1 tRNA gene and 2 rRNA genes (1 of these 3 cut by a window edge) are annotated in these 2500 nt (G+C 56.3%); all 3 read left to right on the top strand.

Annotated features, from left to right (window positions below):
• Positions 1-1889, top strand: a 23S ribosomal RNA gene (locus EV657_RS20880); it begins 971 nt to the left of the window's first position.
• A 78-nt stretch (positions 1890-1967) separates the two neighbouring features.
• Positions 1968-2082, top strand: a 5S ribosomal RNA gene (rrf, locus tag EV657_RS20875).
• Between the two features lie 96 nt (positions 2083-2178).
• Positions 2179-2255: transfer RNA gene (locus tag EV657_RS20870), tRNA-Met, on the top strand.
• The last annotated feature ends 245 nt before the right edge of the window (positions 2256-2500 follow it).

Raw genomic sequence — 2500 nt, 5'->3', positions numbered from 1 at the left:
CGGGTGCTAACGTCCGTCGTGGAGAGGGAAACAACCCTGACCTACAGCTAAGGCCCCCAATTCGTGGCTAAGTGGGAAAGCAGGTGGGACGACCAAAACAACCAGGAGGTTGGCTTAGAAGCAGCCATCCTTTAAAGATAGCGTAACAGCTCACTGGTCTAAATAAGTTGTCCTGCGGCGAAGATGTAACGGGGCTCAAGCCACGAGCCGAAGCTTAGGACTGCATATGCAGTGGTAGCGGAGCGTAGTGTGAAAAAACACCTGTCCTCTTCTATCGCATCGCTGAACGGGCGCCTCTGGTGCCAAGTAGAGACGCGATAGCGCAGGATAAGGTGTTTGCTGTGAAGCCGGGCTGTGAGGCACCGGTGGAGCGATCACTAGCGAGAATGATGACATGAGTAGCGACAAGGAGGGTGAGAGACCCTCCCGCCGAAAGTCCAAGGGTTCCTGCTTAAAGCTAATCTGAGCAGGGTAAGCCGGCCCCTAAGGCGAGGCTGAAAAGCGTAGCCGATGGGAACCACGTTAATATTCGTGGGCCAGGAGGATGTGACGGATCGCAGGTGTAGTGAGGCCTTATCGGATTGGTCTTGCTGCTGAGCGGTTCCTGGAAATAGCCCTCCATCAGACCGTACCCTAAACCGACACAGGTGGACTGGTAGAGCATACCAAGGCGCTTGAGAGAACGATGTTGAAGGAACTCGGCAAAATGCCTCCGTAAGTTCGCGAGAAGGAGGCCCGGTTCGTGGGCAACCATGGGCCGGGGGCACAAACTAGGGGGTGGCGACTGTTTACTAAAAACACAGGGCTCTGCGAAGTCGCAAGACGACGTATAGGGTCTGACGCCTGCCCGGTGCCGGAAGGTTAAAAGGAGGGGTGCAAGCTCCGAATTGAAGCCCCGGTAAACGGCGGCCGTAACTATAACGGTCCTAAGGTAGCGAAATTCCTTGTCGGGTAAGTTCCGACCTGCACGAATGGCGTAACGACTTCCCCGCTGTCTCCAACATCGACTCAGCGAAATTGAATTGCCTGTCAAGATGCAGGCTTCCCGCGGTTAGACGGAAAGACCCCGTGCACCTTCACTACAGCTTCACACTGGCATCAGGCATGCGATGTGCAGGATAGGTGGTAGGCTTTGAAACCAGGACGCCAGTTCTGGTGGAGCCTCCCTTGAGATACCACCCTTCTCCTGCTTGATGTCTAACCGCGGTCCGTTATCCGGATCCGGGACCCTGTGTGGCGGGTAGTTTGACTGGGGCGGTCGCCTCCCAAATAGTAACGGAGGCGCGCGAAGGTTGGCTCAGAGCGGTCGGAAATCGCTCGTTGAGTGCAATGGCAAAAGCCAGCCTGACTGCAAGACTGACAAGTCGAGCAGAGACGAAAGTCGGCCATAGTGATCCGGTGGTCCCGAGTGGAAGGGCCATCGCTCAACGGATAAAAGGTACGCCGGGGATAACAGGCTGATACTGCCCAAGAGTCCATATCGACGGCAGTGTTTGGCACCTCGATGTCGGCTCATCTCATCCTGGGGCTGGAGCAGGTCCCAAGGGTACGGCTGTTCGCCGTTTAAAGAGGTACGTGAGCTGGGTTTAGAACGTCGTGAGACAGTTCGGTCCCTATCTTCCGTGGGTGTAGGATACTTGAGAGGAGTTGCCCCTAGTACGAGAGGACCGGGGTGAACGATCCACTGGTGGACCTGTTGTCGTGCCAACGGCAGTGCAGGGTAGCTATGATCGGACAGGATAACCGCTGAAGGCATCTAAGCGGGAAGCCCCCCTCAAAACAAGGTATCCCTTGAGGACCGTGGTAGACCACCACGTCGATAGGCCGGAGATGTAAGCGCAGCAATGCGTTCAGTTGACCGGTACTAATTGTCCGATAGGCTTGATTTGATCCAGTAATAGCCAAGCTATGCTGGTCAGCAGCAACACATCCCAGTGTACGCGACTTGGAGAATGGCTCTTCCTCGGTTTGGTGGTCATAGCACGAGCAAAACACCCGGCTCCATTCCGAACCCGGCCGTTAAGTGCCGTCGCGCCGATGGTACTGCGTCTCAAGACGTGGGAGAGTAGGTCGCCGCCAAACCTAGAAAGAGCCATATAACTCTCTGTTCGATGTTCCGTCCCTATATCAAAAAGACATGGGACGGCCGCGCATGGCACTTGCCAAGCGCATAATTGGCGCGGGGTGGAGCAGCCCGGTAGCTCGTCAGGCTCATAACCTGAAGGTCGTAGGTTCAAATCCTACCCCCGCAACCATCTTTACTTGCCTAACGCCCGCGCTAACACCGCGGGCGTTGGCATTTTGACACATCCCATTGCCGCACAACGACAAAATCGACCCAAGCTCCCCATACAGCTCAATCACATGCCCGTTCGCGGCATCCGCGTCGGGGCTCAGCACGATCTTCTCGATCAGACCGCGCAGGATCTCCACCGCCTCCGGCCGGCTTGCCGGATCGTTCAGCGCAGCCGCCAGATCCGAAACCTTCGCCGCGTAAACA

Origin of the sequence: Rhodovulum visakhapatnamense (genome assembly GCF_004365965.1) — a bacterium.
GTDB classification, from domain to species: Bacteria; Pseudomonadota; Alphaproteobacteria; order Rhodobacterales; family Rhodobacteraceae; genus Rhodovulum; species Rhodovulum visakhapatnamense.
This window is presented reverse-complemented; position numbering and strand designations above follow the sequence as displayed.